This window comes from Sphingomonas sp. GM_Shp_2 (assembly GCF_026540875.1).
Lineage (GTDB): Bacteria > Pseudomonadota > Alphaproteobacteria > Sphingomonadales > Sphingomonadaceae > Sphingomonas > Sphingomonas carotinifaciens.
In genome coordinates, this window is record NZ_JALNUQ010000036.1 from 16851 (window position 1) to 42034 (window position 25184).

Annotated in this window: 27 protein-coding genes; 11 read left to right on the top strand and 16 right to left on the bottom strand. The window is 68.4% G+C overall.

Going from position 1 to position 25184, the window contains the following annotated elements; all coding sequences use genetic code 11:
* Positions 1-107 precede the first annotated feature (107 nt).
* The 6 genes from OXR08_RS12635 to OXR08_RS12660 all read right to left on the bottom strand — a co-directional run bounded on the left by OXR08_RS12635 (position 108) and on the right by OXR08_RS12660 (position 5613).
* A complete protein-coding gene (locus tag OXR08_RS12635; RefSeq protein ID WP_267350316.1) occupies positions 108-1049 on the bottom strand; it encodes a Gfo/Idh/MocA family oxidoreductase in 942 nt (313 codons plus the stop codon).
* Entirely contained in the window at positions 1046-1684 is a 639-nt protein-coding gene (locus tag OXR08_RS12640; protein WP_267350318.1) for a 2-dehydro-3-deoxy-6-phosphogalactonate aldolase, read from the bottom strand. The genes OXR08_RS12635 and OXR08_RS12640 overlap by 4 nt, the downstream gene beginning before the upstream one ends.
* Positions 1681-2589 carry a 2-dehydro-3-deoxygalactonokinase gene (locus tag OXR08_RS12645; protein WP_267350319.1) on the bottom strand — a complete coding sequence of 303 codons (909 nt, stop codon included), beginning with the start codon at positions 2587-2589 and terminating at the stop codon, positions 1681-1683. Before OXR08_RS12645 ends, OXR08_RS12640 begins: the two co-directional genes overlap by 4 nt.
* A 58-nt stretch (positions 2590-2647) precedes the next feature.
* Complete coding sequence (locus OXR08_RS12650) at positions 2648-3361, bottom strand: FadR/GntR family transcriptional regulator (RefSeq protein WP_112382867.1); 714 nt, start codon at positions 3359-3361, stop codon at positions 2648-2650.
* Between the two features lie 103 nt (positions 3362-3464).
* The gene (gene yghU / locus OXR08_RS12655; RefSeq protein WP_267350321.1) at positions 3465-4307 is read right to left on the bottom strand and encodes a glutathione-dependent disulfide-bond oxidoreductase; all 843 of its coding nucleotides are present in this window, start codon (positions 4305-4307) and stop codon (positions 3465-3467) included.
* A 55-nt stretch (positions 4308-4362) separates the two neighbouring features.
* Complete coding sequence (locus tag OXR08_RS12660) at positions 4363-5613, bottom strand: FAD-dependent oxidoreductase (RefSeq protein ID WP_267350323.1); 1251 nt, start codon at positions 5611-5613, stop codon at positions 4363-4365.
* 44 nt (positions 5614-5657) lie between these two features.
* Between OXR08_RS12660 and OXR08_RS12665 the strand changes: the two genes are divergently transcribed.
* Positions 5658-6572, top strand: coding sequence for a dihydrodipicolinate synthase family protein (locus OXR08_RS12665; protein WP_267350325.1), 915 nt, complete (start codon positions 5658-5660; stop codon positions 6570-6572).
* A gap of 8 nt (positions 6573-6580) precedes the next feature.
* Positions 6581-7579 carry a 4-hydroxyproline epimerase gene (locus OXR08_RS12670; protein WP_267350326.1) on the top strand — a complete coding sequence of 333 codons (999 nt, stop codon included), beginning with the start codon at positions 6581-6583 and terminating at the stop codon, positions 7577-7579.
* A gap of 209 nt (positions 7580-7788) precedes the next feature.
* Here OXR08_RS12670 and OXR08_RS12675 read toward each other — a convergent pair whose 3' ends face one another.
* On the bottom strand, positions 7789-8982 hold the full coding sequence (locus OXR08_RS12675; protein WP_267350327.1) for a Xaa-Pro peptidase family protein: 1194 nt from the start codon (positions 8980-8982) through the stop codon (positions 7789-7791).
* 83 nt (positions 8983-9065) lie between these two features.
* On the opposite strand from OXR08_RS12675, the gene OXR08_RS12680 reads away from it, so the two are divergent.
* On the top strand, positions 9066-9506 hold the full coding sequence (locus tag OXR08_RS12680; protein WP_267350329.1) for a hypothetical protein: 441 nt from the start codon (positions 9066-9068) through the stop codon (positions 9504-9506).
* A 25-nt stretch (positions 9507-9531) separates the two neighbouring features.
* Positions 9532-10419: a DMT family transporter gene (locus OXR08_RS12685; protein ID WP_267350331.1), complete on the top strand. Its 888-nt coding sequence runs from the start codon at positions 9532-9534 to the stop codon at positions 10417-10419.
* A 28-nt stretch (positions 10420-10447) separates the two neighbouring features.
* On the opposite strand, the gene OXR08_RS12690 is transcribed toward OXR08_RS12685, so the two are convergent.
* The 3 genes from OXR08_RS12690 to OXR08_RS12700 form a co-directional block, all read right to left on the bottom strand.
* Positions 10448-11248, bottom strand: a complete 801-nt coding sequence (locus OXR08_RS12690) for an SDR family oxidoreductase (protein WP_267350332.1) — start codon at positions 11246-11248, stop codon at positions 10448-10450.
* A gap of 62 nt (positions 11249-11310) precedes the next feature.
* Positions 11311-11742 (bottom strand): DUF488 domain-containing protein, encoded by a 432-nt coding sequence (locus OXR08_RS12695; protein ID WP_112382875.1) that lies wholly within the window; start codon positions 11740-11742, stop codon positions 11311-11313.
* A gap of 31 nt (positions 11743-11773) precedes the next feature.
* The gene (locus tag OXR08_RS12700; RefSeq protein WP_267350335.1) at positions 11774-12877 is read right to left on the bottom strand and encodes an SGNH/GDSL hydrolase family protein; all 1104 of its coding nucleotides are present in this window, start codon (positions 12875-12877) and stop codon (positions 11774-11776) included.
* Positions 12878-12944: 67 nt separating this feature from the next.
* On the opposite strand from OXR08_RS12700, the gene OXR08_RS12705 reads away from it, so the two are divergent.
* Positions 12945-13985 carry a glycosyl hydrolase gene (locus OXR08_RS12705; RefSeq protein WP_267350337.1) on the top strand — a complete coding sequence of 347 codons (1041 nt, stop codon included), beginning with the start codon at positions 12945-12947 and terminating at the stop codon, positions 13983-13985.
* On the opposite strand, the gene OXR08_RS12710 is transcribed toward OXR08_RS12705, so the two are convergent.
* The 3 genes from OXR08_RS12710 to OXR08_RS12720 all read right to left on the bottom strand — a co-directional run bounded on the left by OXR08_RS12710 (position 13969) and on the right by OXR08_RS12720 (position 16531).
* Positions 13969-14475 carry a homogentisate 1,2-dioxygenase gene (locus tag OXR08_RS12710; protein WP_267350339.1) on the bottom strand — a complete coding sequence of 169 codons (507 nt, stop codon included), beginning with the start codon at positions 14473-14475 and terminating at the stop codon, positions 13969-13971. The two genes, OXR08_RS12705 and OXR08_RS12710, sit on opposite strands and share 17 nt — an antisense overlap.
* An 81-nt stretch (positions 14476-14556) precedes the next feature.
* Entirely contained in the window at positions 14557-15330 is a 774-nt protein-coding gene (locus tag OXR08_RS12715) for a glutaredoxin (RefSeq protein ID WP_267350341.1), read from the bottom strand.
* A gap of 70 nt (positions 15331-15400) precedes the next feature.
* Positions 15401-16531, bottom strand: a complete 1131-nt coding sequence (locus tag OXR08_RS12720; protein ID WP_267350343.1) for a Gfo/Idh/MocA family oxidoreductase — start codon at positions 16529-16531, stop codon at positions 15401-15403.
* A gap of 122 nt (positions 16532-16653) precedes the next feature.
* Between OXR08_RS12720 and OXR08_RS12725 the strand changes: the two genes are divergently transcribed.
* The 5 genes from OXR08_RS12725 to OXR08_RS12745 all read left to right on the top strand — a co-directional run bounded on the left by OXR08_RS12725 (position 16654) and on the right by OXR08_RS12745 (position 20885).
* The gene (locus OXR08_RS12725) at positions 16654-17277 is read left to right on the top strand and encodes a TetR/AcrR family transcriptional regulator (RefSeq protein ID WP_112382879.1); all 624 of its coding nucleotides are present in this window, start codon (positions 16654-16656) and stop codon (positions 17275-17277) included.
* Positions 17278-17340: 63 nt separating this feature from the next.
* Positions 17341-18726, top strand: coding sequence for a sugar porter family MFS transporter (locus OXR08_RS12730; protein ID WP_267350344.1), 1386 nt, complete (start codon positions 17341-17343; stop codon positions 18724-18726).
* Between the two features lie 206 nt (positions 18727-18932).
* Positions 18933-19370 carry a hypothetical protein gene (locus tag OXR08_RS12735; protein ID WP_149683219.1) on the top strand — a complete coding sequence of 146 codons (438 nt, stop codon included), beginning with the start codon at positions 18933-18935 and terminating at the stop codon, positions 19368-19370.
* Between the two features lie 38 nt (positions 19371-19408).
* Entirely contained in the window at positions 19409-19981 is a 573-nt protein-coding gene (locus OXR08_RS12740) for a transcriptional regulator (RefSeq protein ID WP_267350346.1), read from the top strand.
* Between the two features lie 28 nt (positions 19982-20009).
* Complete coding sequence (locus OXR08_RS12745; RefSeq protein WP_267350348.1) at positions 20010-20885, top strand: pirin family protein; 876 nt, start codon at positions 20010-20012, stop codon at positions 20883-20885.
* Positions 20886-21084: 199 nt separating this feature from the next.
* Here the strand turns inward: OXR08_RS12745 and OXR08_RS12750 are convergent, their stop codons facing one another.
* A complete protein-coding gene (locus tag OXR08_RS12750; RefSeq protein WP_267350349.1) occupies positions 21085-23100 on the bottom strand; it encodes a M3 family metallopeptidase in 2016 nt (671 codons plus the stop codon).
* A gap of 9 nt (positions 23101-23109) precedes the next feature.
* Positions 23110-24243, bottom strand: a complete 1134-nt coding sequence (locus OXR08_RS12755) for a pyridoxal-phosphate dependent enzyme (protein ID WP_267350351.1) — start codon at positions 24241-24243, stop codon at positions 23110-23112.
* Positions 24244-24327: 84 nt separating this feature from the next.
* Between OXR08_RS12755 and OXR08_RS12760 the strand changes: the two genes are divergently transcribed.
* Complete coding sequence (locus tag OXR08_RS12760) at positions 24328-24804, top strand: Lrp/AsnC family transcriptional regulator (protein WP_267350353.1); 477 nt, start codon at positions 24328-24330, stop codon at positions 24802-24804.
* A 4-nt stretch (positions 24805-24808) separates the two neighbouring features.
* On the opposite strand, the gene OXR08_RS12765 is transcribed toward OXR08_RS12760, so the two are convergent.
* Positions 24809-24979, bottom strand: coding sequence for a hypothetical protein (locus OXR08_RS12765; protein ID WP_161555520.1), 171 nt, complete (start codon positions 24977-24979; stop codon positions 24809-24811).
* Between the last annotated feature and the right edge of the window lie 205 nt (positions 24980-25184).

Sequence of the window (25184 nt, forward strand, 5' to 3'; positions counted from 1 at the left end):
AATCACCCTCACCCTTCCCACCCGGCTGCGCCGGGCGGGCCCCTTCCCTCTCCCGGCGGGAGAGGGAGGGAGCGGTAGAGCCGCGGAAGAGTGAGGGCGACTATTTCCTACTCCTCGAATGCCTCCACCGTGACCCGGCGGCCGCGCAGGAAGGCGTCGGCGACGTGGCGCAAGGGGGCGACATCGACGTCGGAGGTGCCGGCCTGCACGATTTCCGCAAAGCGGGCGTAGAGGCCGGGATATTCGCCGTGCAGCCCTTCGTGACTCATCGGCGTGCTGCCGTCCGGGAAGGTGAGTTCGGCCCCGCCCTTGGCGAGACGCAGCGTGCCCTGGTCCGTTTCGACCACGATGTCCCAGCTTTGCGGGCCTTCCTGCCGCCAGTCCAGGTCCATGGCGACGGGGGCGCCGGCGGTATCGCGGAAGTCGACGCGCGCGGCGATAGGGGCGTCGCGGTTGGCGGGGAAATCCAGCACCGCCCGTTCGATCAGGAAGGGGCGGGGCAGGATATGCGTCGCGATCGACAGCGCGTTGATGCCGGGATCGAAGACGCCGAAGCCGCCGGCCTCCCAGATCCATGCCTGGCCCGGATGCCAGACGCGAACATCCTCGCGCCAGGTGATCGTCACGCGGCCGATGGTCCGCGCCGCCAGCCAGTCGCGGGCCGGCGCGACGCCGGGGGCGTAGCGGGAATGCCAGCTTGCGAACAGGCTGATGCCCGCGGCGTCCGCCGCATCGGCAAGCGCCGCGACCTCGGCAAGGGTGGCGCCGGGGGGCTTTTCGAGGAAGACGTGCCAGCCGTTCGCGATGGCCTCGGCGGCGGCGGGGTAGCGGACCTGGGGCGGGGTGCACAGCGCGACCGCGTCCACGTCGATCCCGCTGGCGGCGAGCGCGGCGAGATCGAGGACGCTGGGCAGGTCGTCCACCGTTTCGCCGCTGCGGCTGACGCAGGCGACCAGGGTGATGTCGGGGTTGGCGGCGATCGCGGGGACGTGCTGGTCGCGCGCGATCTTGCCGATGCCGACAAGCGCCAGACGGATGGGCGCGGTCACAGCACGGCCTTCACGGCGGTGACGAAGCGTTGCGCGTCGGCCGCGATCTCGGCGGCAGGCTTGCCCACGCGGTAGAGGTTGGAGCCGAGACCGAAGCCGTTGGCGCCGGCCGCGACCCACTGCGCCATGGTATCGGGCGTGATGCCGCCGACTGCCAGGACCGGCAGGTCACGCGGCAGCACGGCACGCTGCGCCTTCAGCATGGCAGGCGTCGTGCCGTCGGCGGGGAACAGCTTCAGGCCATGTGCGCCCGCAGCGACCGCGGCAAAGCCCTCGCTGGGGGTGAAATAGCCGGGAAGCGAGATCAGGCCGGCGGCCACGCTCGCCTCGATCACGGCGGTGTCGGTATTGGGCGACACGATCAGGGTGCCGCCGGCATTGGCGACATCGGTGACCTGGGTGGTGCGCAGAACGGTGCCCGCGCCGATGATCGCGCGGTCTCCGTAAGCCTTGGCGATCTTTTCGATGCTGGTGAACGGATCGGGCGAGTTCAGCGGCACCTCGATGAGGGTGAAGCCGGCATCGACCAGCGCACCGGCGACGGGCAGCGCCTCGTCCGGGGTCAGGCCGCGGAGTATCGCGACGAGCGGGCAGGCAGCGAAGCGTTGCGCGAACTGCGCGGCGGGGTCGGTCATGCAAGATGCTCCTGGATCTGATGGATACCGGCAAGAAAGGCGGCGTGGCTGTCGACGGGAACGGCGGTGCCGCCGCGCTGCGCGATCGCGATCGCGTACAGGTCGCCCAGCGCACCGCCGGCGAGAAGATGGACGGTGCCGCCGGGAATGCCGGCGACCGCGCCGACATCGGCGCCGATCAGCAGGCCGCTGGCAAAGGCGGCGGCGTCCTCCGGAGCGCGGCGGCCGAGAAGGACCCCGGCGCGGATCTCAAAGAGGGCGGCGGGCAGGTCGCAGGCGCCGCTGCCCCGCGCGAGCCCTTCGCGAAAGGCGGGGCCGTCCTCGACAGGGCCGTCGAGCATGCCGGCGAGGATGCCGTGGCCGCGAAGCAGCGCGAACAGCTCTCCGGTCATTGCGGTCGCGAAGTCGGTGATGCGCGCCTCCTTAGTGAACACCCATTTGTTGTGGGTGCCCGGCTGGCAGAACAGCGCATCGGCCGGCGCGAGGCCGGCGGCGATGGCGCCCAGCACCTGCACCTCCTCACCCCGCATCACGTCCGCGCGCGGGCCGGTGGCGAGCGAAACGCCGGGGACGATGGCAACATCCTCGTCCGCAATGCGGGTCGCTTGGGCCGCCAGCGTGGGCAGGTCGGCGGGGGCAGGGACATAGGGTGCCTCGCGCCAGCCACGCGTCGAGCCGACCATGCCGGCGGCAATCACCGGTAGGGGGCCGAAGCGGGTACGGATGGCGGCGATGGCAGCGGGATAGTCGCTCGCGCCCATCGCCAGCACGCCGCGGTCGTCCCGCTCGGTGGCGAGCATGCGGCCGTCAGCGGCGATCAGATAGGCGCGGCGATTGGTCGTGCCCCAGTCGATCGCGATATAGGCGCCGTCGGCGGGAACGACGTGTGGGGGAGCAGGCGACAAATCGGAGACCCTTTTTGGAGTGGGGTGATTTGTAAGACAATAGCGCGCCGCCTGCAAGTCAGGCCGAGTGGGAAAGCAGCCTTTCGGTATCCTCGTGCGCCTGATCGATCAGCTTGATCGTGGCATCGCGCGCGGCGGCGGTGTCGCGGTTGGCGATCGCCTCGAACAGCAGGCGGTGCTGCGGCATGGAATCGCGGGGGCGGTGGCTGCCCCGATGCTTGAACAGGGTGGTCCAGCGCACTGCGGCGCCGATGCTGCCGGCAAGGCTGACCAGCAGTTCGTTATGCGTCGCCTCCAGGATGATGTTGTGGAAATCCTGGTCGGCGGCCTGGCCGGTGGCGTTGCCCAGCCCGTGCTGCGCCATGGTTTCCAGCGCATGGCCCATGCGGCCCAACTGGCGCGCATCGCGGCCAATCGCGGCGAGCTCGGCGGCGGCGGGCTCGACGATCATGCGCAACTGGAACAGGCTGCGCACGAAGCCGGCGGGGGGCTCGCCCTCGAACATCCAGGCGAGCAGATCGGGATCGAGCAGGTTCCAGGTCTGGCGTTCGCGCACGCGGGTGCCGGTCTTGGGCTTGCTCAGGACGAGGCCCTTGGCGGCGAGCATGCGGATCGCCTCGCGCACCACGCTGCGCGAGACGCCGCGACGCTCGGCGATCTCCACTTCACCGGGCAGGGTGCTGCCGGGCGGGTGCTGGCCGGTGACGATCGCGATCCCGATTTCCCGCGCGATCAGCGAATGTGCGGGGCCGCGTCGTTCTTCTCTCAGCATTCGCTCTCCCATCGGGTCCGCCCCATCGACTGCGGACGTGCGCGTCGGGGCCGGATAAGTCAAACCGGTGCCGTCCTTTAGCGGCTCAATCGCCCAGCTTGTCCTAGGTGCGGGTGTCGAAATCGGTGGCGTCATGGCGTTCGTGCAACTGCTCGGCAGGGTCGCCGAACAGGCGGTTGACCATGCGGCCGCGGATGACGGCGGGGCGCGCGGCGATCTCGTCCGCCCAGCGACGGACATGGGCGTAGTCGCCGACCGACAGGAACTCGGCGGCGTCGTACAGCTGGCCGAGGACGAGGCCGCCATACCAGGGCCAGGCGGCCATATCGGCAATGGTATAATCGTTACCGGCGAGGAAGCGGGTTTCGGCGAGACGGCGGTCGAGCACGTCAAGCTGGCGCTTGGCCTCCATCGCAAAGCGGTCGATCGCATAGGCGATCTTGGTCGGGGCATAGGCGTAGAAATGGCCGAAGCCGCCGCCGACGAAGGGGCCGCTGCCGACCTGCCAGAACAGCCAGGACAGGCATTCGGCGCGCGCGGCACCGGAGGCGGGCAGGAAGGCGCCGAACTTTTCGGCAAGATAGGTGAGGATCGCGCCGGATTCGAACAGGCGGACGGGCTCTGCACCGCTGCGGTCCATCAGCGCGGGGATCTTGGAATTGGGGTTCACCGCGACGAAGCCGCTGCCGAACTGGTCGCCATCGTTGATGCGGATCGGCCAGGCGTCATACTCGGCCCCGGCATGGCCGAGCGCGAGCAATTCCTCCAGCATGATCGTCACCTTCACGCCGTTGGGCGTGGCGAGCGAATAGAGTTGCAGCGGATGTTGCCCGACCGGCAGCGCCTGCTCATGGGTGGCGCCGGCGACGGGGCGGTTGATGCTGGCGAAGCGGCCGCCATTGTCCTTGTTCCATTCCCACACGCGGGGCGGCACGTAATCGGTCATCACCAAGGTCTCCGCAAAGCAAAACGCTGTCCGGAGGTAGCTGTGACGGCGGTATTTACAAGCCGCGGGAAAAGCGAGCGGGGGCGAGGCGGGTCAGGTCGACGGGCGGCGCCTCCCCCAGCGCCAGCGCCGCGATCGCCTCGGCGGTGATGGGGGCGAGGGTGAGGCCGAGATGGTTGTGACCAAAGGCACACAGGATGCCCGCTGCCTCGCCGATGGCAGGAAGATAGTCGGGCAGGGTGGGGCGGGCACCCATCCAGCCCTCCGCATCCGCCATGGGCAGGCCGAGCGCGGCGGCGTGCCGGTGCAGGCGAGCCCATTTGCGCGGATCGGGCGGCGCGGCATGGCCGGCGAACTCGACGAAGCTGGCGGCGCGCAGCCCGCTTTCGAAGCGGGTGACGATCATCGACCGGTCTTCGAACACGATCGGGGGAAGGTCGGCGGGCCAGTCCGGTTCGGGGGGCGACTGGAGGTGGTAGCCGCGTTCGGCGATGATCGGCACCTTCAGTCCGTGCGGGCGGAGCAGCGCCGCCGAACCGGTACCGGCGGCAAGGACGACGCGGTCTGCGCTCAGGCGGGTGCCGTCGGCGAGCGTGGCGGAACCGGCGTCGATCGCGGTGACGGTAGCGATCCGCTCGGTACCGCCCGCCGCCAGAAAGGCCGCGCGCGTCGCGCGTGCGAGCCGGCCGGGGTCGGCGATCTGGCCGGTGCCGGTGAAGCGGATGCCCCCGGCGAGCGGGGTGGCGATGCGGTGGCGCAGCGCATCCAGTTCATGCCGTTCGAGCGGCACGAACCGGGCGGTGCCGATATCGGCGGCGCGCCATGCGGCAAGACCGGCGGCGGCGGTTTCAGGCGTTTCCCAGACGACGACATGGCCGTTTTCGCGCAGCAGATCCGGCGCGGCGATGGCATCGACATAGCGGCGCCATGCCGGCATCGCCTGAGCCAGCAAGCCGGAAAGGGCGGCCCGGCCCCGTTCGAAGCGCGTCGGCGTCGCGGCGCGGGTAAGGCGAAGCGCGAAAGGCAGCCAATGGGCGATCTGGCGTGGCGGAAGGGCCAGCGCACCGCCACGCAGGAACAGGCGCCGGGCAGCGCTGCGCACCATGCGCGGCGAAGCGATGGGTTCGGCCTGTTCGGTGGCGATGTGCCCGGCATTGCCCCAGGACGCCGCCCGCACGTCGGTAGACGCCTCGACCAGCGTCACCTCCAGCCCAAGCCGTTGCAATGCCAGGGCGCAGCTGAGGCCGATCACGCCGCCGCCGATGACCAGAATCGTTCGGGGTGCTTCAACAGAATGGTTGCGCATGCCGCCGGTTATACCGTATACAGATGGCATTCAAGGAGTAAGACGTGAACGCATCACCTAAGCTTTGGCACGGCGTTTATCCGGCGGCCACCACCCAGTTTACCGAAGCGCTGGACATCGATCACGACGCCACGCAGGGCGTGCAGAGCGCGCTGGTGGACGACGGGGTGACCGGCCTGATCATCCTGGGCACCTGTGGCGAGAACAACTCGCTGGAACCGGACGAAAAGCGCGCGGTGCTGAAGGGCGCCAAGGAAGCGGTGAACGGCCGCGTGCCGCTGGTCGCGGGCGTGTCGGAGTTGACCACGGCGCGCGCGGTGGCGTTCGCCCGCGATGCGGAGGCGATCGGCGTCGACGCGCTGATGCTGCTGCCGGCGATGGTCTATGTGCCCAAGCCCGCCGAGCTGGTCGCGCATTGCCGCGCGGTGGCGGAGGCGACGGGCCTGCCGATCATGCTCTACAACAACCCGCCGGCCTATCGCGTGTCGTTCGACTGGGAGACGCTGGACGCGCTGGTCGACGTGCCGGGCGTAGTCGCGGTAAAGGAAAGCGCGCCCGATCCGCGCCGTTTCACCGACGTGTTCAACCGCTATGGCGACCGTTACACGCTGATGGCGGGACTGGACGATGTGGCGCTGGAAGGATTGCTGCTGGGCGCGACCGGCTGGGTCTCGGGACTGACGAGCGCGTTTCCGCAGGAATCCGTCGCGCTGGTCGCGGCGGTGGACCGCGGCGACTGGACCGCGGCACGCGAAATCTATCGCTGGTTCATGCCGCTGCTCCACCTGGATGCCGAGCATGATCTGGTGCAGTCGATCAAGCTGGCCGAGCAGATCATGGGCCGCGGTGCGGAGCGGGTGCGCATGCCGCGCCTGCCGCTGGAAGGCGATCGCCGAGCCGAAGTGATCGCGATGGTGGAAAAGGCGGCGGCGACGCGGCCGACGCTGGCCGGCGCCTGACGGCCACGATGCGCCACACCTTCTTCTGCATCGACGGGCATACCGCGGGTAACCCGGTACGCTTGGTAGCGGGAGGGGCGCCGCTGCTGCGCGGCGCCTCCATGGCGGAGCGGCGGCTGGATTTCCTGGAGCGGTTCGACTGGATCCGCACCGGGCTGTGCTTCGAGCCGCGGGGGCATGACATGATGTCGGGCGGGTTCCTCTACCCGCCCTGCCTGCCCGACAGCGATGCCGCGATCCTGTTCATCGAGACGAGCGGATGCCTGCCGATGTGCGGGCACGGCACGATCGGGATGATCACCTTCGGGTTGGAACATGGCCTGATCACCCCGCGCGAGCCGGGACGGTTGCAGGTGGAGGTGCCGGCGGGGGTGATCGACATCGACTATGCGGTGGCCGGACCCAAGGTCACCTCGGTGCGTATCCGCAACGTCCCCGCCTATCTGGCGGCGGAGGGGATCGCCATCGACGTGCCGGGCTTCGGGCCACTCAGCGTCGATGTCGCCTATGGCGGCAATTATTATGCGATCGTGGAGCCGCAGGGAGCGTACACGTCGCTGGACGATCTGGGTGCGTCGCGGCTGGTGGAGTTGAGCCGCACGATCCGCGAGCTGGTGCGTGCCAGGTTCGAGCCGGTGCATCCGCTGGAGCCTTCGATCCGCGGGGTCAGCCATGTGCTGTGGGCGGATGTGCCCTCCAGCGACGGGGCGGATGGCCGCAACGCGGTATTCTATGGTGAGCGTGCGATCGACCGTTCCCCTTGCGGCACGGGAACGTCGGCACGGCTTGCCCATCTGGCGGCAAAGGGGCGGCTGCAGGTTGGCGACCGCTTCGTTCATGAAAGCTATATCCGCAGCCGGTTTACCGGGCGGGTAGAGGCGGCGACCTCCCTGGGGGACCGCGAGGCGATCATTCCGTCCATCGAGGGATCGGCGATTTCCACCGGGTTCAATACGATCTGGATTGATCGCGAGGATCCGTTCTGGGCTGGGTTCAGCGTGGTCTGATTTTCACGCTAAGGCGCGAAGACGCGAAGAAGAAGGTTTGTTCGCGCGGAGACGCGGAGACGCGGAGGTGTCGCGTCGGCCGCGCCCGCGTTCGCCCCTTCCGACCGGGAGACAAGCCGCCACCCGTTGGTGAGGAATGAGCCTTCGGCTCGGGGCTACTCTCCGCGTCTCCGCGCGAACAAAAATCTTCGCGCCTTCGCGTGAAAATATCAGCCGAGATCATCGATCGCGGGCTGGGGCGCGGTGAACCAGGCGGCGCCGGTTTCGGTGACGTGGAAATGATCTTCCAGACGAACGCCGAAGCGGTCGGGGACGACGATCATCGGCTCGTTCGAAAAGCACATGCCGGGCGCGAGCGGGGTGGTGTCGCCGCGGACCAGATAAGCGGGTTCGTGGATGCTGAGGCCGATGCCGTGGCCGGTACGGTGCGGCAGGCCGGGCAGGCGATAGTCGGGGCCGAGGCCGGCCCGTTCCAGCACGCGCCGCGCGGCGGCATCCACCGCTTCGCAGGGCTCACCGGGGCGGACCGCGTCGAAGGCGGCGGCCTGTGCCTCGTGTTCGATGGTCCAGATGGCGCGGATGTCGTCGCCGACGTCGCCGAACGCGTAGGTGCGGGTGATGTCCGAATGATAGCCATCGGCAAGGCAGCCGGTGTCGACCAGCACGAGGTCGCCGTCGCGCAGGATGTCGTCCTGGGGCAGGCCGTGGGGGAAGGCGGTGGAGCGGCCGAACTGGACGGCGCAAAAGGTGCTTCCGGTCGAGCCGAGCGCGCGGTGGGCGGCGTCGATGAAGCGGATGACCTCCGACGCGCGAATGCCTTCGTTGAGGATGCGTGCGGTGCGGCGGTGCACCTCCAGCGTCATCGCCTTGGCCTGGGACAGGAGGGCCAGTTCGGCGGGGGATTTGATCATGCGGCAGCCGTCGATGACGGGGCTGGCGTCGATCAGGGTGACGTGGGGGGCGTCGCGACGGATGCGGTCGACGAAGAGGAAGGCGAGGGCGGGGTCGATGGCGAGGGTGGTGGCGTTCGCGGCGCGCAGGGCGTCGGCGACCAGGGCGGAGGGACGTTCATCCTCTTCCCATAAACGGACATCGCCATCGATGCCGATGCCCGCTTCGAACGAGCCCAGTTCGAAGGCGGGGCAGATGAAGATCGGGTCGCCCGCGATCGGTAGCAGCATCGCGACGAGCCGCTCGGTCGCGCCCCAGGCGAGGCCGGCGAAATAGCGCAGGCTGGCGCCCGCACCGACGATCAGCATGTCGGCCCCGGCCCCGGCCATCAGCGTGCGGGCGCGGTCGATACGGGCGCGGCGTTCGTCGCGGGTGATGGCGGGGGCAGGGGTCGCCCAGGGGTGCAAGGCGCCCAGTTCCGCTGCCGCCGTCGAACCGCCGATACCTGTCATCGTCCCACACTCCGTTGTTGCGCGATCGTCTTGGCAGAGACGGCCGGGGACTTCCACTGCGACGGCGCGTTGAGGCGACAGCGATGATGGAGGTGCGGATGCTGTTTGCGGTGACGACGGTGCTGGCGGCCGCTTCGGTCGCCCCGGCCGAGAAGACGCCGGCGGCGGCAAGGGTGGTGGTCGAGCGGTATTATGCGGCGATCGCCCACAGGGATTTCGGCCGCGCCTACCGGTTGTGGAGCGACAATGGCCGCGCAAGCGGCAAGACGTTGGACGGCTTTACCCGTGGGTTCACCCAGACGGCGGATACGCGGGTATTCACCGCCCCGCCGGTGAACGGCGATGCCGCTGCCGGATCGGTGTTCGTCACGGTGCCGGTGCGGGTCGAGGCACGATTGAAAAGCGGCTTGCGCCAACGCTTTGCCGGACGCTACGTGCTGCGCCGCGTGAACGATGTCCCCGGTGCGACCGCCGAACAGTTGCGCTGGCACATCATGTCGGCGCGGCTGACGCCCATTCGATGATACCCCGTCCAAGGAATTTCCAACCATGCTGCAACATGGCGTGCTGCTGGCCTTTCTGTCGTACAGCGCCTTTGCGCTGAGCGATGCGTCGATCAAGCTGCTGGAAGGGACGATCAATCCGTTCCAGCTTGCATTTACCGGCGCGGTGCTGGGCTTTGCCGCGGTGCCGTTCGCACGGCGCAAGGGGGAGCGGTGGAGCGATCTGGTGCGATCCAGCCGGCCGGGGCCGTGGTTCGTGCGGGCGGTGGCGTCGGGCATCTGCGCGGTGTCGAGCGTGGTGGCCTTTACGCGCCTGCCGATGCCCGAGGCGTTCTCGCTGATCTTCCTGATGCCGATCTTCGTCACGATCCTGTCGGTCGTGCTGCTGAAGGAGGAGGTAGGCGTCTGGCGGTGGGGCGCGGTGGTGCTGGGGTTCGTGGGCGTGCTGGTGGTGCTGCGGCCCGGCTTTCGCGCGCTCCATCTGGGCCATCTGGCGGCGCTGTCGGCCGGCGTCACCGCGGCGATCGCGATCGTGATGTTCCGGGTCGCGGGACCGGGCGAGAAGCGGATCGCGCTCTACGGGGCCGGGTTGATCGGGCCGCTGGTGCTGAACGGGTTGCTGATGATTCCCGGCCTCGCCATGCCCACGCCAAGGCAGATGGCGTTCATGGCGAGCTATGGCCTGCTCGCGGCGCTGGGCAATGTGCTGCTGATGTTCGCGGCGCAAGCCTCGCCCGCCAGCCGGATCGCGCCGCCGCAATACAGCCAGATGATCTGGGCCGTGGGCCTGAGCTACTGGCTGTTCGGGCAATCGGTGGACGAGGCGACTTTCGTCGGCATCGCGATCATCGTCGCGGCCGGGCTGCTGACCTGGGCGCGCGAGCGGATCAAGGTGCCGGTGTGGCTGCGGCGGATGCCGATGCGGCCGCGCTGACCGCGGCCGCGCCTGCATCGCCCCCGCTCTATCCGTTGTCGCTGAAGCCGGGATAGAGCGTCATGCCGCCATCGACATAGAGGGTGGTGCCGGTGATATAGTCCGCTTCGTCCGAGACGAGCCAGGCGACGGCGCGGGCGACATCCTCCGGCTCGCCGATGCGGCCATAGGGGATGAGGCGGAGCAGCTTTTCCAGTGCCTCCTTTTCCTCCCATGCCTCGCGGTTGATCGGGGTGCGGATGGCGCCGGGCGAGATGGCGTTGACGCGAATATTCTCGGGTGCGACCTCCTGCGCCAGCGACTTCATCAGCATGGCGACTCCGCCCTTGGTCGCGGCATAATTGACGTGGCCGGCCCAGGGGATGATGTCGTGCACCGAACTCATCGACACGATGGCGCCGGCCGCGCGGGTAGGGGCGGCGGCGCGGTCCTGCGATCGGAAGCGGCGGATCGCCTCGCGACTGCACAGGAACTGGCCGGTCAGGTTGAGCGAGATCACCGCGTTCCAGTCGGCCAGCGTCATCTCGCCGATCGTCGCATCCTTCTGGATGCCGGCATTGGCGACAAGGATATCGACGCGGCCGAAGCGTTCGACGGTGCGGTCGAACATGGCCGTCACCTCCTCCTCCACCGCGACGTCGGCCCGGTCCGCGAAAGCCTCGCCACCGGCCTGCTCGATCTCCGCCACCAGAGCCTCGGCGGACTCCGCGTCGCCGTGATAGTTGACCGCAACCTTCGCCCCGCAGGCGGCGAGGTGGCGCGCCACGGCAAAGCCGATGCCCGAACTGGCACCGGTGACGATCGCGCTTGCCCCGTCGAGTTTGGTCATGCTGTGCTATCCCGGTTGCCTTTACCAGCGGCTACAACACGGCGACGGGGATCCGCGATCCCTTATGGAAACAGATGGGTGACGGTGGCATCGGGCATCACCGCCTCCACCAGCAGCGAGCGGTGGCAGCCATGGGGTTGCCGCTCGAAGCAGAGCAGCGCGGTGGGCCGCTCCTGCGCCAGATCGCGAAGCTGCGCACCCTGAAAGATCGCCTCCGGCAGTTCGAGCTGGCCGGCATAGATGGTGGCAAGGCGGGCATGGTCGAGCTTGCGTGCCGCCTCGCGCCCCTCGGGCGGGGTGCCGAGCGCCTTCAGCCCGATATAGTCGATGCCGGCCTCGCGCAGGCCGTTCGCCAGGATGTTCTTGGAAAAGCCGGGGCGGCGTGACAGCGGCACCGCCCGGACATCGGCCAGAAGCGTGACGCCGGCGGATTGGAGGGCGGCGATCAGGTCCGCCTGCGTGGCGCCCTCATAGCCGATGGTGAAGATCTGCATGGACGGGAGATGGGGTTCGGGGCGGGGGGTGTCACCCCTTCCAGGCGGCGGGGTCCGCATCGATCGCCTTGGCAACCGCATCGGCGATGGCGGCATCGTCCGCGGTATCGGGATGGGCGTGGCAGCCGGTGAAGCCCAGCTTGTGCACGGGAACGTAGGACAGGCGGGTGTCGCCGGCCGCGCGCAGGCGGGCATGGACCTGCGCGATCTGCGCCGCAATCTCGCCATCGGCGAGGTCGGTGGACCAGAGGATGATCCGTGCCGCGGGATGGCGGGCGCGCAGCGTTTGCACGAAGCGGACATAGGTCTGCTGATAATCCGCGTGCAGGGCATCCCGCGTCTTCCATCGTTCCGCCGGGCGCAGCGGGGTGGAGAAATCGTTGGTGCCGAGCGCGATGACGATCACCTGCGGCGACCAGCCGCGATCGTCGGCGGGATGCGCGTGGTCGAGCGTCGCATAAGGATAGGCCTGGGGCAGGGTGTCGGCGGCGAACCCGTCGTAATTGCGCACGATGCCGCGGCCGGAGATCGCGTTGACCCGGTAATCGGCATCGTAGCGCGCACCGAGCAGGCCCGGCAGGCCCCGGGCAGTGTCGGTGGTCGACCAGACCTGATCCTGCGTACAGGTGTTCGAAGTGGCGGTGTTGCCATAGCCGACGGTATGCGAGTCGCCGATGAATTCGATGCGGCGGGCCCGCGCGCGCAACGGCCGCGCCGCGGTGCCGGCGGGCGCGAAGATGCCGCCAAAGGCGGTCGCCTCCGCCTGGCTTTCGCTGACCACGTCGATGCGCAGGCGGTGGTTGCCCGGTGTCAGGCCGGCGATGCGGTAGAGGCCGGGCTTGGGTTCGACCAGCGACGCCGGAGTGCCGTTGTCCACGCGCGCGGTGAGGTGGACGCGACCCTTGCCGACCGCAAAGGCGATGGCGGAGCCATGAAAGGCGCTTTCGAAATAGGTGCCCGGCCATTGGCGGAGCAGTTGCGTACCATCCTGCACGGTGCGGCCGCCGACCTGCATCGGCAGCGCGCGCAAGGTGGCGGGTGTGTCCGCGATCCGGGTGATGGCGAGTGGCGGCGCCTGCGTAAAGGCGGACGCCGCAACCACGCCAAGTCCCACCGCCAACATCATGAACCGCATCACGACCCCCAAATAAGACAATTTTCTTTAATGCTCTGTTCGGGCAAGCATAGCGTTCTGGCAGAGGATGACCATGACAATGCAACAGCGGGATGGAATGAGCCGGCGCGCGACACTGGCGGGGGCGGCGGCGATCGTCGCAGCGTCGGGACTGGCGACCGGACGGGCATGGGCGCAGGCTGCGGCGCGGTCGCTGAGCAATCCGGCGGCGTCGGCAGAGGCGCGGGCACTCTATGCATGGCTATGCTCGATCTATGGCACCAAAACGCTGACCGGACAGCAGGAACAGAATTTCAAATCGGCCGGGGCGGGGCTGGAGCTGAACCATATTCGGCGGGTAACCGGCAAGGCGCCGGCGCTGCTGGGGTTCGATTATATGGACCCCGAGGATCAGGCGGCGACCAATGCGCGGGCACTGGCCTGGCACAAGGCGGGCGGGATCGTGTCGATCTGCTGGCATTGGGGGGCGCCAGATATCGGCACGGGCTATGAAAACTCCAAAAAGGCGTTCGACGTCGAACAGGCGGTGGTCGCGGGCACGCCGCAGAACCGGGCGATGATGGCCCAGATGACCGGCATCGCCGATCTGCTGACGCAATTGCGCGATGCGCGTGTGCCGGTGCTGTGGCGGCCCTTTCACGAGTTCAGCGGCACCTGGTTCTGGTGGGGGCAGCATGGGCCGGATGGGTTCAAGGCGCTGTGGCGGCTGATGTACCGGTATTTCACGACCGAGCGGAAGCTGGACAATCTGATCTGGGTGCTGGGCTGGGCCGGGCAGAATGTCGACGCCGCCTATTATCCGGGGCGCGACTGCGTCGACGTGGCGGGCGCCGACCTTTATGTCGACGATCACGGCAACCTGGCGCCGATGTTCGGGCAGGTGAAGGCGATCGTGGGGACCAGCGTGCCGATCTGTCTGCACGAGAACGGGCCGATCCCGGACCCGGCGACGCTCGGGCCCCAGGCGGACTGGCTGTGGTTCATGACCTGGCATACGCGCTGGCTGACCGATCCGGCGCAGAACCCGCCGGCGTTGTTGCGCGACTATTACCGGTCGGCGCGCTACCTGACCAGGGACGAACTGCCCAGGGTCAGGCCGTGGGGGTGACCATCAGGGTCAGCGCGGGGCCTTCATGGCCGGCGACCTGGAGCAGGTAGCGGCCGGCGCGCAGGTCGAAATCCACCATCTTGCGGATGCCCGAGCAGGCGGGGCCATGGCCGTGCGCGACGGCGGTCGCGGTGCGGCCCGCGGCGACGACATCGACCCAGGCGGGGGTGCCGAGCGCGACGCGGTAGCGGCCGGGGCGGGTGACGGCAAAGGCGAACAGCCCGCCCTGGGTGGCGGGGGGAGACGCCTTTTGCGGCGGTGGCACGGTGAAGGCGAGATCGGCGAGCGGATGCAGCGTGGCGCGCACCGAGGTGCCGATCGGCAACATGGCATGCGACACGCCGCGCGTGCTTTCCGCCGCCGCGATCGGCGCACTCTGTCGCCAGCCGGACAACATGGCGGGCAGGGGTGCCGGCGGCGTGGGACAGGGCGCAGATGCCGCCGCCTGCGCGGCAGCGAGCGCTGCGGCATGGGCCAGCATTGCGAGCATCTGTTCCTCCAATAATCGGGCGGTATCGCGGCGGCTATATTACGGCCGGGGCGGATCGAACAGGCCGGGCAGCCAAGTCGTTCAATTCATTGGAATAGCGCCCGAGATCGCGAGCGTCATCGCCAGTGCCATCACCACCATCATCACATTTTCAGTGAGCGACACGAAGCCGAGCGGCACATTGCCGCTGCCGCCGACACAGGCGCATTTCAGCGTGCGGCGCTCAATATAGACCGCCCGGAACACAGAGACGGCGCCGATGCCGCCAATGACGAAGGCGACGGGGATCGAGACGAGCGGCAGCACCCCTGCGAGCATCAGCGCGCCCGCGCCCAGTTCGAGAAACGGATAGGCATGGGCATAGGGCAGGTAGCGGCGGGCGAGCAGGTCATAGCCGATGAACATGGTCGCGAACCGCTCGATATCCTGGAGCTTCAGCATGGCGAGCAGCATCATCGACACCGCAATGAAGCGACCGGCCCCGACGAGGCCGATCAACGGGGTGGCGGTGAGCATGTTGATTGCCAGCGCGATGAGCGCGGCGACGGCGAACACCGCGATGACCGGGGTGTAGCTCGTCGCCTGGGGATCGCGGACCTTCAGCGCGAAATGGCGGCGCAGATCGTCATAGCCGCCGATCCGCCGGCCATCGATAAAGATTTGCGGCGTGGTCTTCACGTCGTACTCGGCCTTGAACGCGTCCTGCTCGGCGCGGGTGGTCAGCCAGCGATCCTCAACGGTGAAGCCGCGGCGGCGGAGCAGGTCGAGCGCCTTGATGCCGAACGGGCAGATATGTTTGGGCATGACCATGCGGTACAGGGTGGCCGTCTTGGTCCGCGGGTCGCCGGTCATCATTCACTCCTTCTCGGCCAAGCCATATAGGAGCAGGCCCGGCGCCGCGCAGGGGCGGCGCCGGGCAGGTGGATCAGCGCGTCGGGCTGTCAGCGTTGACCGTTTCGGGGGGCGAGACGGGGGACAGGCGCTGTTCCTGTGCGTCCGGATCGATGCGGCGGCTGCGGGCGAGGGGCTCGACCGCGACCGGGCCGCCCGATTTCAGCGCCTTCACGACCGCCTCGATCACCAGAATGTCGGCAAGCCCCTCCTCGCCGTCCGGCTCGGGCGTGCGGTCCTCCAGGATGCAGTCGGAGAAATACTTCATCTCGCCGCCGAACTGGTCGGTCGCCTTGAACACCTGATGCTCGGTATCCTGACCGATGGTGCGGATCTGTTCGAGCGACTTGCCGAAGGTATAGGCCGGGTTGAGCGTGATCGACCCCTTGGTGCCGGCGATGGTCAGCGTCTCGACGCCGTTCAGATAATAGCTGACGACGAACTGGGCGAAGCGGTCGCCGGGCAGGCGCAAGGTGACGGTGATCGTGTCATCCAGATCGCCGAAGCCGGCCTCCGGATGACGGGTGCCGACCGCCGAGACGACCTCGACCGGCTCCGCCCCGAACAGGTAGCGGATGGCGTTGATCGGATAGGCGCCCATGTCGAACAGCGGGCCCGCCTCGATACCGTGATGGGCGCGGTGGTTGGCGGGGTCGAGCATCTGGCCGAAGCAGGAGGTGAAGGCGAGGACGTCGCCCAGTTCGCCTGCGCGGATGCGGCGGATGGCGTCCAGCGTCGCGGGTTCGAAATGGAGACGATAGGCGGTCATCAACTTCGCCTTGCCCGCCTTTTCCGCCGCCAGGATCGCGCGGGCCTGTTCGGCGGAAACCTCCAGCGGCTTTTCGCAAAGAACGTGGATGCCGGCGTTCAGCGCCGGAACCGCGAACTCGGCATGGCGCCAGTTGGGGGTGCCGATATAGATCGCGTCGATCGTGCCCGACGCGATCAGCGCATCGAACTGGTCGTAGCGATACCGTCCCTCCACGCCGTATGCGTCGCCGACCTTGGCGAGCTTTTCCGCGTCGCCGGAGACGAGCGCGGTCACCTCCGAATTGCCGGTGTGCTTGACGCCGGGCAGCATTGCCGACTGGGTGATGTCGCCCAGGCCGACCATGGCGTAGCGGACCTTCTTGCCACCCAGTCCGAGTGCCGATGCGAGGCTCATGCCGATCTCCGTTTTCGTTTGCAGTCGCGGCAGGAACGAATGGAGTGCGCCGCGTTCCCCCGGCCGCCGCAAAAAAGCCGATGGGTGGACTTGGCGCCGGGCAGACTTATATACCGCTCGTTATGGAAACTGTGACCGACGTTCCCGACTGCACCGTGACCAAGGGCCGGCCGCGCGAATTCTGCGTCGATGCCGCCCTGGCCAAGGCGCTGCGCGTGTTCTGGAGCAAGGGATATGACGGCGCGTCGCTGGCCGATCTGACCGGCGCGATGGGGATCACCAAGCCCAGCCTGTATGCCGCGTTCGGCAACAAGGAAGCGTTGTTCCACAAGGCGCTGGACCTGTATGAGGCCGAGAAGATGGCCTATGTCCGCGCCGCGCTCGACCAGCCGACGGCACGCGGCGTCGCGGAAGCGCTGCTGCGCGGAGCGGTGGATGCGCAGACGCGGTGCGACGAGCCCCATGGCTGTCTGGGCGTGATCAGCAGCGTCGCCTGTGGCCCCGAGGCGGAGTCGATCCGCGAGGCGGTGGTGGCGCGGCGGGCCTCGTCCCACCGCATGTTGCTGGAGCGGTTCGAACGGGCACGCAGCGACGGCGACCTGCCGCCGCATATCGACCCGGAAGGACTGACCAGCCATCTATATGCGATCCTGCAGGGCATGGCGGTCCAGGCCGGATCGGGCGCGCCGCGCGAGGCGCTGGACCGTCTGGTCGAAACGAGTCTGGCACTCTGGCCGAGCCGCTGATCCGCCTCTAGAAAAGCCTGCGACGCACGGGCGGGACGCGCGTGGAAGCGGGAGACTAAGTGCATGCAGGTGGCACCAACGACCGGCGGTTCGGCCGACGAACCATCGCTGCTGAACCCCGGACTGATCGCCTGTATCGCCACCGCGGCGCTCGCGGGCCTGTTGTTCGGGTTCGACACCGCGGTCATCTCCGGCACCACCGAGGCGATGGTGCGGACCTTCCGGCTCGATCCCTTCTGGCTGGGCATCACCGTGTCAGCGGCCTTGTGGGGCACGCTGGTCGGCGCGCTGACCGCCGGGATTCCGGGCGACCGGTTCGGCAGCCGCAATACGCTGCGCGTGCTGGCGGTCTTCTATGTCGTCGGGGGGCTCGGCTGCGGGCTCGCCTGGGACTGGGGATCGCTGGTGCTGTTCCGGGTAATCGCGGGACTGGCGGTCGGTGGATCGTCCGTGCTGGCGCCCGTCTATATCTCCGAGATCGCGCCGCCCAGCAAACGCGGCGGGCTGGTCGCGGCGTTCCAGTTCAACATCATCCTGGGCATCCTGCTCGCCTATGTGTCGAACGCGATCATCGCATCGATGGATTTGGGCCTTAGCGACTGGCGGTGGAAGTTCGGGGTGAGTGCGGTGCCCGCGGTCGTCTTCCTGCTGTTGTTGCTGCGCATCCCCAACAGCCCGCGCTGGCTGGTCGGACGCGGCGCGACAGCGGAGGCGCGCGATGCGCTGGGGCGGATCGGCATGAACGCGGCGCAGGTGGACCGCGAGATCGACGCCATCGAACGGGCGGGGGAACAGGCGGCGACCGCACAGCCGGGGGGCGAGCGCCTGTCGTGGCGGCGGCATTCCAAGCCGATCATGCTGGCGATCCTGGTCGCCGGGTTCAACCAGTTGTCGGGCATCAACGCACTGCTTTATTATCTGAACGACATCTTTGCGGCGGCGGGGGGATCGCTGTCCGCGGATATGCAGGCGGTGATCATCGGGCTGGTCAATGCGCTGTTTACCGTGGTCGGTATGCTGCTGATCGACCGGCTGGGGCGGCGGACGCTGCTGTTGATCGGATCGGCGGGGATGGCGGTGTGCCTGAGCGTCGCCGGACTGGCGATGGGCGGGATGCTGCCGGCGCATCTGGTGCTGTGGGCGCTGATCGGCTTCATCGCCTTCTTTGCGCCGAGCACGGGGGCGGTGATCTGGGTATATATCAGCGAGGTGTTCCCGACCGGCGTGCGCGGGCGCGGCAGCGCGGTCGGGGCCTCCACCCATTGGGGGCTGGACGCGGTGATCGCGGCGGGCTTCCCGGTGGTGGCGGCGATGTCGGCAAGCCTGCCCTTCCTGTTCTTTGCCGTGATGATGGCGCTGCAGTTCGTGGTGGTGCTGGTCTATTTCCCGGAGACCAAGGGCGTGCCGCTGGAGGAGATGGAGCGGAAGCTGGGCATCGGCGCAGCCTGACGCAGGGGGCCTTTCCAACAAAAATACCGTTCGGTACAGAAAGCCGTTGACGGGTCCGCCAGCCGCTTTTATACCGGCTGGTATAGAAGATGGTCGCAGCCGATCGCGGCGGACCATCTTGGGATTTTGGTCAACGGTCGGCGTGACGGACGCCGCCGGGCTGCGGCTCGGCGGGTGCGGCCGGCCATGTGCAGGGAGTGATGGGCATGGCATATCTCGGCTTTTCGGAACTGGGCGGCCCGGCAATGGCGCGTGCGGCGGTGACGCGGCCGGTAAAGGCGCCTGCGCCGGCCCCGCGTGCAGCGAGCCTGTCGGCGCTGGAATGGCAGGTGGTGGCGCTGGCGCAGAAGGACCGGATCGCGACGCTGCGGTCGCCCGGCCGGCTGGCGATGGCGATGGGTGCGCTGTTCGGCGAGCGGCACAATCCGCGGCTGGCCGACCCGCAGCTCGAGGCGCTGCGCCGGATGGCGGTGCTGAGCTGGCATCATGGTTATACCGTGGCCCCGCATGAGGTGCGCCGGTTCCTGGCGGCGGGCTATTCGGCCGATCAGTATGAATTGATGGTCGACAGCATCAATGCCGGGCGCACCGCGCGTGGTGCCAATACCGGTCTGGTGATCGCAGAGGTGCCCGCCGCCGCCTGACGCGGCGCCGAATGCCCTGCCGGTGCGTTGAACCGGCCATGTTGGTGTTTCTGGATTTCGAGGCATCCTCGCTGAACAAGCATGGCTATCCGATCGAGGTCGGATGGGTGTTCGAGGATGGCGGCAGCGAGGCGCATCTGATCCGGCCTGCGCCCGGCTGGGACGACTGGGACGACGAGGCCGAGGCGATCCATCATATCTCACGCGCGATGCTCGCCGCCGAGGGTACGGCGCACGATGTCGTGGCGCAGCGGATGGTGGCGGTGCTGGCCGGCCATGACCTGCTGGCAAGTGCACCGTCCTGGGATGGCAAATGGTTGAGCGCGCTGTTGCGGGCCGCCGGCCTGCCGCGGCACACGTTGCGGCTGCGCGATACCGAGGAGGCGCAAGGCGAGACGGCGCGGGCGATCCTGGCGCCGGTACTGGCGCAGCCCGCGCTCGATCAGGCGGTGTACGATGTGATGACGCTGGTCGAGGTGCGCCGGGAAGGGCCGCCGCGACACCGGGCGCTGGCCGATGCCGAAGACGAACGGGCGCGCTGGTGCATGGTGCGCGACGCGGCGCAGGCCAGGGCCGACGACTTGCGCACCGCGCGGCCGGCGGCGCAGTAGCTCCGGCCCCCCCCCAAGGAGTTTGCCCATGACCCATGATCGATCGCTGACCGCCACCCATTCCGCGCTGCGCGACGATATCGGCGACCTCGTCACCCGGCGGCCGGTGCCGGGACCCGGACTGGCGCAGGTCGATCCCTTCCTGTTCCTCAATCATCACGGACCACAGGTCTATGCACCGAACAATGGCGGATTGCCGTTCGGACCGCATCCGCATCGCGGGTTCGAGACGGTGACCTTCATCCTGTCGGGTAGTCTGGCGCATCACGATACGGGCGGGCACCAGAGCGTGATCGAGGCGGGCGGGGTGCAGTGGATGACGGCGGGGTCCGGGCTGATCCATGCGGAGGTGTCGCCGCCGGCGTTCAAGCGCGAGGGCGGGGCGCTGGAGATATTGCAGCTTTGGGTGAACCTGCCGTCGCGGCTGAAGATGACGGCGCCGCGCTATACCGGGTTGCAGGGCGATGCGATCCCGGTGCTGACGGTGGAGGGCGGCAGTGTGGCGCTGGTGTCGGGGGCGTATGGGGCGGCCGAGGGGCCGATCCGCTCGCTGACGGGGGTGATGCTGGCGGTGGTGAGGCTGGCGGCGGGGGCGGCGATCACGTTGCCGGCGCCGCGGGGGCGCAGCGTGCTGTTCTACACGGTGGCGGGATCGGTCGAGGTCGGCGGCGACACGGTGGCGCCGTGGCAATTGGCGACTTTTGCCGATGATGGCGAGGTGATCACGGTGCGCAGCGCGTCGGGTGCGGTGCTGTTGTTCGGGCATGCCGATCCGATCGACGAGCCGGTGGTGGCGCATGGACCGTTCGTGATGACGACCCGCGAGGAGATTTCGGACGCGATCCGCGATTACCAGGCGGGGCGGTTCAACGGGACGGGACCGTTGCTGGACGTTGGGGTCTGAGAGTCCGTTTGGAAATTGGCGGAAGAGCCAATTTCAGGCGGTGCCAGCCCGCCCCCCCACCCGACCTCCCATCAAGGATACTCTGTGGGAGGTCGGGTGGGGGAGCGGGCTGGCACCGCGAAATCCGCTCACAGCGCATTCCAAACGGACTCTGAGCGAAGCGGGGCAGGCGTCGATCGCCTGCCCCGTCGCCCCGCGATCAGGCGGCCAGGCCGTGGTGGCGGAGCAGCGCATCCGGCTCCGGCGCGCGGCCGCGGAAAGCGCGGAAATTGTCGCTGGCGCTGCGGCTTGCACCCCGTGCGAGCACCTCGCGACGGAAGCGTTCGCCGGCCGGCTGACCCTCTTCGGCAAAGGCGGCGAAGGCGTCCGCCGAGAGCAGTTCGGCCCAGAGATAGCTGTAATAGCCGGCGGCATAGCCCCCGGCGAAGATGTGCGAGAAGCCGTGGGGGAAGCGGTTCCAGGCGGGGGGCACGATCACCGCCACCTCAGATCGCACGGCGTCCAGCACCTCCATGACCCGCGCGCCAGTGGCCGGATCGTAATCGCGGTGGAGGCGCAGGTCGAAGATGGCAAATTCGATCTGCCGCAGCAGGAACAGCCCGGCCTGGAAACGACGTGCGGCGAGCATCTGTGCGAACATGGCGTCGGGCAGCGGCTCGCCGGTGGCGACATGGCCGGAAAGCTCCGCCAGGGTGGCGCGGTCCCAGGCGAAATTCTCCATGAACTGGCTGGGCAGTTCAACCGCGTCCCATTCCACGCCCGAAATGCCGCCGATCGAGGGCAGATCGACCTCGGTCAGCAGATGATGGAGAACGTGGCCGAATTCATGGAGCAGCGTCACCACGTCGCCGTGCGCGAGCAGGGCGGGGCCATCGGCGGTGGCGGGCGGGAAGTTGCAGGTGAGATAGGCGACGGGTCGGTGGAAGCGATCCGCATCGCGGAAGCGCGGGCGGCACACGTCCATCCAGGCGCCGCCACGCTTGCCGGCGCGGGCGTGGAGATCGAGATAGACGCCGGCGACGACCGCACCGGCGGCATCCACCACATCGTAGAAGCGGACATCGGCGTGCCAGGTCGATACGTCGTCCCGCTCGACCAGTTCGACATCGAACAGGCGACGGATCAAGGCGCGGGTACCCTGCATCACGCGGGGCAGCGGGAAATAGGCGCGGATCGCCTCCCGGTCGACGCCGTAGCGCTCGCGGCGCAGTGCCTCGGCAACGAAGGCCGTATCCCATGGCATCAGCTCGGCGATGCCGAACCGCTCGGCGGCGAACCCGCGAGCTTCGGCCAGTTCGGCCTCGGCCAGCGGGCGGGCGCGGCGGGCGAGATCAGCGAGAAAGGCCAGCGCCTCGTCCGCCGACTGCGTCATCTTGGTTTCCACCGAACGCGCCGCGGCATCGGAGAAGCCGAGCAGTTGCGCCGCCTCATGACGCAGCGCCATGATACGCTCAATCCGGGGGCCGTTGTCGAAGCTGGTATCAGCCGCCTGGTCGGACGCGCGGGTGGCATAGGCGCGGTACAGGCGGGCGCGCAGGTCGCGGTCGCGGGCATGGGTCAAAACCGCCTGCACGCTGGGTTCGCGCAAGGTGACGAGCCAGCCGTCCAGACCCTTTTCCGCGGCATAGGAGGCAAGGATCGCCTTGGCAGTGTCCGGCAGGCCGTCCAGCAGTGCCTCGTCGGTGACGTGCTCGCTCCACGCTTCCGTGGCGTCCAGCACGGCGTTGCTGAACTCGGTGGCAAGCTGGTTCAGCTCGACGCCGATCTGGCGGTACCGCGCCTTGGCCTCGTCCTCCAGCGCGACGCCGGCGAGGCGGAAATCGCGCAACGCCAGTTCGACCGCACGTTCGGCGGCGGGGGACTGGCCCGTCGCATCGACCAGCGCATAGGCCGCATAGAGGCGGGCGTCCTGCGCGGCTTCCATGCCATATTCGGCAAGGATGGTCTGCGCCTGCGCATAGGCGGCGCGGTATTCGGGCGTGTCGGCGACGGCATGGAGATGCCCGGCGGGTGACCAGCCGCGCGCCAGGGCAAAGCCCGCCCGCTCGCTGGCGAGAACGACGCTGTCGAAGTCACGGATGTTGGAGCCGGCAATCGCATCGGCGGCGGCGCGGCCCTGTTCGATCAGACCGGTGACGGCGGGAACGAGATGTTCGGGGCGGATCGCGGCGAAATCGGGCAGGTCGTGGTCGGCAAGCAGGGGATTGGGGGACATGAACGCTCCTCAAGGCCGCCGCAACAGGGCGGTACGCAGCTTCATTTCGGCAGTATCGACCGCGGTGGCAAGGCCCTGCCGCGCCAGCCAGTCGCGGTTCTGATGGCATTCGGCGTAGCGATCGCCCGCATCGCACAGGATGGTGGCGATCGATCCCGACTGCCGGGCGGCGTGCATCTGGGTGGCGAGCAGCGCGGTGGCGACGAAGTTGAGCCCGGTCGAGGGACCGACGCGGCGGCCGAGCAGATCGCCCGCGATACGCATGCCCGCGATCGAGACGGCATCGGGCAGCTTCATCATCCGGTCGACGGTGCCGGGCAGGAAGGAGGGTTCGACGCGAGGGCGTCCGACCCCTTCGATCCGCGACGGGCGATCGGCGGTGGCATCGGGATCGGCGTCGCGATACCCCTCGAAAAAGGCGCTGTGTTCGACATCGGCGACGCATAGCCGGGTGGAAAGGCCACGGTAGCGCAGGTGGCGGCCGATGGTGGCGGCGGTGCCGCCGGTGCCGGCGCCCGCCACGATCCAGGCGGGGAGCGCATGGGGTTCGCCCGCCATCTGCTGAAGGATGGCGGAGCCGATATTGTCGCAGCGCCAGTCGGTCGCGCGTGCGGCATTGGTGAACTGATCGAGATAGACGCCGCCCTGCGCCCGGGCCAGCGATGCGGCCTCGGCATAAAGCGCGTGCGGCGCGACGAGGTGACACAGGCCCCCCTGCGCCTCGATCGCGCGGACCTTTGCCACCGAGGTGCCGACCGGCATGACCGCATGGAAGGGGAGGCCGAGAAGACGGGCGAAATAGGCCTCCGACACCGCGGTCGAGCCCGATGACGCCTCGACCAACGGCGTGTCGCAGCGGATGACCCCGGCAACAAGGCCGGCGGTGAACAGCGACCGGGCCAGGCGGTGCTTGAGGCTGCCTGTCGGGTGGGCGGATTCGTCCTTCAGATACAGGTCGATGCCCGGCGTCGCGGGCAGGTGCAGCGTGAGCAGTGGCGTTTCCGGGCAGCGCCGCCGGTCGCGGTCGATGATGGCGAGTGCGGCATCGACGAAGCCGCGATCGTCCGGGCGTTCGGTGGCGATGACGCCCAGCGTTTCGGCAAGCGGGCAGGAGGGGGGCAGCGCGGCGAGGGGCATCAGCATGCGCCGAAGTGTATCTCGATTGCACCGTAAAAACCTCCCAAACTTTGCTCGATTTGGGCCGAGCATTGGGATATTCTTACCGTCATGACCGCCAATCTTGATAAGATCGACTTCGCCATTCTCGATGAGGTGCAGCGGGACGCGACGCTGTCAGTGGCGGAGGTCGCCAACCGGGTGCACCTGTCGCACAATGCCTGCTGGCGGAGGATCAAGCGGCTGGAGGACGAAGGCTATATACGGGCACGCGTCGCACTGCTCGATCCGGCGAAGCTGGATGCAGGCATGACCGTGTTCGTCAGCGTGCGTACCGCGGAGCATTCGGCGGCGTGGCTGGCGGAGTTTTCGGCCGCGGTCCGCGACCTGCCCGAGGTGGTGGAATTCTACCGGATGGCGGGCGAGACCGATTATCTGATCAAGATACGGGTGGCCGACATCCAGGCCTATGACCGGGCGTACAAGCGGCTGATCGAGCGGGTCCGCCTGACCGATGTGAGCGCGGCGTTCGCGATGGAGGAGATCAAGTGCAGCACCGCCATCCCGTTGCCGGGGCGGGACGGGTAAGCCCCTACCAGCCGGGCGGCAGCAACCGGGCGAAGATGCCGAACTGGCGGGCGCGTGCCTCGCGCCGCCGCCATTCCGCCGTTGCGCGTGCGGCACGGGCGTGCAGCGCCGCCAGTCGCGCATCGCCGTGCAGATCGGAGAGGCGGACGGGCAAAGGCCGGTGGCTCACGGGCATGGCGATCCTCCCTGCATGATGTTGGTCCCTTGAAGATAATCGGCAGAGGCGCGCTTGCGACCGGCAATTCCGGCGGGCCGCCATCTCGGAAGGAGTGTTCGGGGGCAGAGGTATGACCACCGTGCTGGCGATTGGGCTGGCCTGCCAAAAGCGTAGGATGGGGACGGCGGGGCGATCGGCTGCCCCGTGCCGCAGGGCCCGACAG